Consider the following 4,271-nt stretch of genomic DNA (forward strand, 5'->3'; position numbering starts at 1 on the left):
GCTGGCGATCAGTGAGCTGATGCCGGCGCTGCCGGCGCTCGGGCGCGGCAGCTTCGCCGACGACGACTTCTCAATGGTGACCGTCACCCATGCCGAGATGGGCGAAGCCGTGTTCGGCATCGCGCCCGCCCATGCTGAGGTCTGGGCGACGCTGCGCACCCGGCGCGACGAGCGCATGGCGGATCTCTGCGCCGCCGCTCAAGCGCTGGCCGCGGAAATCGCCGGCCGGCATGGCCTGGCCTTAAGCTCCGACTATCACGAGATCTTCGTCGCCAGTGTCAACGCGCCGGACGCGGTGGCGCACCTGCGCCGCGCGCTCGATGAAGAAAGCGTCGTCCACGGCGAGGAAGCCCTGCCAATGCGGGCCTCGGAGGATTTCGGCCTGTTCGGCCACAGCGCCAAGTCGGCGATGTTCTTCCTCGGCGCCGGCGAGCGCTATCCGGCGCTGCACAATCCGGACTATGATTTTCCGGACGACCTGATCCCGATCGGGTCGAGGATCTTCATGCGCACGGCGCGCAACTTGCTGGGGTGAGGGTTGGCTGGCGGGCGCGAGTCAACGCCAAGCGAAAGTCATTGGCCAAGCGAAAGTCATTGCGAACCCCAAAGATGGCTGTCGCTATCTGACCTTGATGACCACCTTGCCCTTGGCGCGTCCCGTTTCGACGTAGGCCAGGGCCTCGTTGGTCGCTTCGAAGGGAAAGACCCGATCGACAACCGGGCGGATCGCGCCGGACTCGATGAGGGCGGTGATCTTGCCCAACTGGTCGCCCTGCGCCCACATGAACAGGAACGAGAAGCTCACGCCACGGCGCCTGGCTTTGGACCGAATGGCGCGGCTAAGAAGGCGCAGGAGCGTCCTCAGCACCAGGTTCAACCCCTTTTCCCTGGCGAATTCGGGATCCGGCGGGCCGGAGATCGAGATGAGCTTGCCGCCGGGTTTGAGCACAGTGAGCGACTTTTCGAGTGTTTGGGCGTCCTGGCTGTTCACGACGATATCGTAGCCCGACAGGATATTTTCGAAGTCGTCTTTCCGGTAGTCGACGACGACATCGGCGCCGAGGCCCTTGACCAGAGCAGCGCTTGTTGCGCTCGCCGTCGTCGCAACGGTCGCGCCGAGATGCTTTGCCAGCTGGATCGCGAATATGCCGACGCCGCCGGAGCCGGCCTGGATGAAGACCTTCTGTCCTTTGCTCAGCTTTGCCCTTTCAACGAGCACCTGCCAGGCGGTCAGACCGACCAGGGGGATCGAGGCCGCCTCCTCCATGCTGAGATTGCTGGGCTTCAGGGCGACGTCGGCTTCATCGATGGCGATGAACTCGGCGAATGCCCCGATCCGGCCATCGCGCGGCCGCGCATAGACCTCGTCGCCGGGTTTGAACCTGCGAACTTTCGATCCCACGCGGATGACCTTGCCGGCCACGTCGTGGCCGAGGATGAAGGGCCGGCTATAGGGCAGGATGAGCTTGAACTCTCCGGTCCTGACCTTGGAATCGAGAAGGTTCACCGCCGCCGCATGGATCTCGACCAGGACATCGCTGTCCCCGAGCTTCGGCTCCGGCATCTCGGCCAGCCGCAGGATGCCCTTCTTGTTATACTTGTCGACTACGAATGCCTTCATGGCAGAAACTTCCTGAAAGTGGTTTTGGTCTGCCGCACGGCGAGAACCCCCCTGCCCTGCGCCTGTTCAGACCGGCAAGCGGAACTGCTTGCGCAAGCTCTTGTCGAACATCCCGGCGGGGACAAAGCGGCGCAGCATGCTGACCTGCCGCGCGGCCTTGCCGGCGGTGTAGCGCCGCCGCGGACGGGCATCGGTCGCGGCCTTGACGACCACATCCGCCACCACTTCCGGCCGGTCGGCCTTCGGCATCACATCGCGAAGCAGGGCGTCGACCCCGGCGCGCGCCCGATCATATTCCTGCAACGGGGAATCCGGCTCGATCCCGTTCTGGTCGAAGACGGTGCGCACGAATGCCGGCTCGATGACGGAGACGCGAATGTTGAAGGCACGAACCTCGTGATCGAGCGATTCCGAATAGCCCTCGATCGCGTGCTTGGCCGCCGAATAGTGGGCCGAATACGGCGCCGGCACGAGACCCAATATCGAGCCGATGTTGATGATGCGCCCTTCGCCATGCCGCCGCATCGACGGCAATACCGCGTTGGTCATGCGCACGACGCCAAACAGATTGACGTCGAACAAGCCCTGTACCTGCGCGATCGAGAATTCCTCGGCGCCGCCAAGCATGCCGACGCCGGCATTATTGACCAGCACGTCGATCCGGCCGGTGCGCGAGAGCACCGTCGATACGAGCGCCGCGACGGCATCGCCGTCGGTCACGTCGCAGGCCAGCATGGTCACCCCTTCCGGGCCGTTGCCGGCCGCGCGGCGGCTCGTCCCGAAAACGGTGAACCCCGCCCGGGCCAAGGCCTCGGCGCTGGCCCGGCCGATGCCCGACGAGGCTCCGGTCACGATAGCGGTCTTTCCGGAATTCGCGCTCATGTCATACTCCAAGATCACCAAGGCCGGCTCTTTCCAGCCCATTAAATTACGAGTATAATATCACATTATGATCATAATGCAATAGCCGAAAGGACGTGCAGCCATGCGCTATGAAAAGGGCCGGAAGGACGCCTCACGCGGCCGGATCATGGAAGTCGCCGCCGAACGCTTTCGAGGCGACGGCATCGCTGCGTCCGGGCTGGCTACCATCATGAGCGATGCCGGGCTGACGAACGGGGCCTTCTATCCGCACTTCCAGTCGAAGGCCGAGCTTGTCCGCGAAAGCGTGGCGGCGGCCCTGGATGCCCAGTCGCAGCAAATGCAGGAGGTGTTGGCCGCGGGCGGTCCGGAAATGGCCATAGACGCGTATCTGTCGGCCGCGCACCGGGACAATCCGGAAAAGGGTTGCGCCTCCGCCGCGCTGCTGCCCGAGATCGCGCGCCAGCCGCCTGAAACGCGCGAAGTCTATACCGAACACTTCCTGTCCCTGGTGCGCCAGGTGTCCGCCGCTTTGCCGCCGGGCAAGGATCAGGAAGGCGCGGCGCTGGGCGTATTTGCGACGCTCATCGGCGCGCTGCAACTGGCCCGCGCCGTCGAAGGCACGGAGTTGTCGGATCGCATCCTTTCGGCGGGGGCGGATGCGGCGCGGGCACTGCTCCGGCAGCGTTAGACCGCCGTCAGCCGAGCGCGATCCAGGCGGTCTTCAGGTCGGTGTATTTCTCGATGGCGTGTAGCGACTTGTCGCGGCCGAAGCCGGACTGCTTGACGCCGCCGAGCGGCACGGTGATGTCGGCGCCGCCATAGGTGTTGACATGGACGACGCCGGCATTGATGGCGCGCACCATGCGGTGCGCGGTCGACAGGTTCGAGGTCCACACAGCGGAAGCCAGCCCGTAGACAGTGGAATTGGCAAGGCTCACGGCCTCCTCCTCGGTGTCGAAGCGCATGACGCCGAGCACGGGGCCGAACACCTCCTCGCGGGCGAGCTGCATGTCCCGCGTCACGTTCTCGAAGATGGTCGGCGCCATGTAGCTGCCGCCGGTCTCGGTCAGGATGCGCTCGCCGCCGGTGACGAGGCGGGCGCCCTCCTCCGCCGCCTTGGTGACGAAACCGAGGTTCTTGTCGAGTTGCTCTGCGCTCGACACCGCGCCGATATCGCTCCCGAGATCGAGCGGATCGCCGACTTTCAGCTTCGTGGTCGCCTTGAGGAGCTCGTCCATGAAGCGGTCGTAGATCGACGCCTGGACGAGCAGGCGGGAACCGGCGACGCAGACCTGCCCGGAATTGCGGAAGATGCCATTGGCCGACACGACGGCCGCTTGTCTGAGGTCCGGCGCGTCGGCAAAGACGATGTTGGGCGACTTGCCGCCGAGCTCGAGGAAGACGCGCTTCAAATTGGAGCGCGCCGAATAGTCGAGCAGGCGGCGGCCGACCGGACCGGAACCGGTGAAGGCAATGGCGTCGACATCCATGTGCAGGCCGAGCGCCTCGCCGGCCACCGCGCCGCGGCCGGTGACGACGTTGAAAACGCCTTCCGGCAACCCGGCCTCGGCAGCAAGCTCGGCCAGCCGCAGCAGCGTCAGCGAGGCGATTTCCGGCGGCTTGACGACGATCGAGTTGCCGGCGGCGAGCGCCGGCGCGATCTTCCAGGCGCCAATCATCAGCGGGAAATTCCACGGCACGATGACGCCTACGACGCCGAGCGGTTCCTTGTGGATCAGGCCCAGCACATTGTCGGCAGTCGGCGCGATCTCGCCATAGATCTTGT

Annotated in this window: 5 protein-coding genes; 2 read left to right on the plus strand and 3 right to left on the minus strand. The window is 65.1% G+C overall.

The window, feature by feature from the left end:
* Nucleotides 1-535: M20/M25/M40 family metallo-hydrolase (locus EOA33_RS25870; RefSeq protein WP_348628262.1), on the plus strand; the 535-nt coding region annotated here is incomplete at its 5' end.
* A gap of 84 nt (nucleotides 536-619) precedes the next feature.
* On the opposite strand, the gene EOA33_RS25875 is transcribed toward EOA33_RS25870, so the two are convergent.
* Nucleotides 620-1,621, minus strand: coding sequence for an NADP-dependent oxidoreductase (locus EOA33_RS25875; protein WP_127406928.1), 1,002 nt, complete (start codon nucleotides 1,619-1,621; stop codon nucleotides 620-622).
* 66 nt (nucleotides 1,622-1,687) lie between these two features.
* Nucleotides 1,688-2,503 (minus strand): oxidoreductase, encoded by an 816-nt coding sequence (locus tag EOA33_RS25880; RefSeq protein WP_127406929.1) that lies wholly within the window; start codon nucleotides 2,501-2,503, stop codon nucleotides 1,688-1,690.
* A 103-nt stretch (nucleotides 2,504-2,606) separates the two neighbouring features.
* On the opposite strand from EOA33_RS25880, the gene EOA33_RS25885 reads away from it, so the two are divergent.
* Complete coding sequence (locus tag EOA33_RS25885) at nucleotides 2,607-3,173, plus strand: TetR/AcrR family transcriptional regulator (RefSeq protein ID WP_127406930.1); 567 nt, start codon at nucleotides 2,607-2,609, stop codon at nucleotides 3,171-3,173.
* Between the two features lie 7 nt (nucleotides 3,174-3,180).
* On the opposite strand, the gene EOA33_RS25890 is transcribed toward EOA33_RS25885, so the two are convergent.
* On the minus strand, nucleotides 3,181-4,271 hold a 1,091-nt coding region (locus EOA33_RS25890), incomplete at its 5' end, for an aldehyde dehydrogenase family protein (protein ID WP_127406931.1).

Origin of the sequence: Mesorhizobium sp. M4A.F.Ca.ET.050.02.1.1 (assembly GCF_003997725.1) — a bacterium.
GTDB lineage: Bacteria > Pseudomonadota > Alphaproteobacteria > Rhizobiales > Rhizobiaceae > Mesorhizobium.

Bases quoted from the DNA above. Each gene is read 5' to 3' on its own strand.
- EOA33_RS25875 (WP_127406928.1), bottom strand. From the start codon at position 1,621: ATGAAGGCATTCGTAGTCGACAAGTATAACAAGAAGGGCATCCTGCGG.
- EOA33_RS25880 (WP_127406929.1), bottom strand. From the start codon at position 2,503: ATGAGCGCGAATTCCGGAAAGACCGCTATCGTGACCGGAGCCTCGTCG.
- EOA33_RS25885 (WP_127406930.1), top strand. From the start codon at position 2,607: ATGCGCTATGAAAAGGGCCGGAAGGACGCCTCACGCGGCCGGATCATG.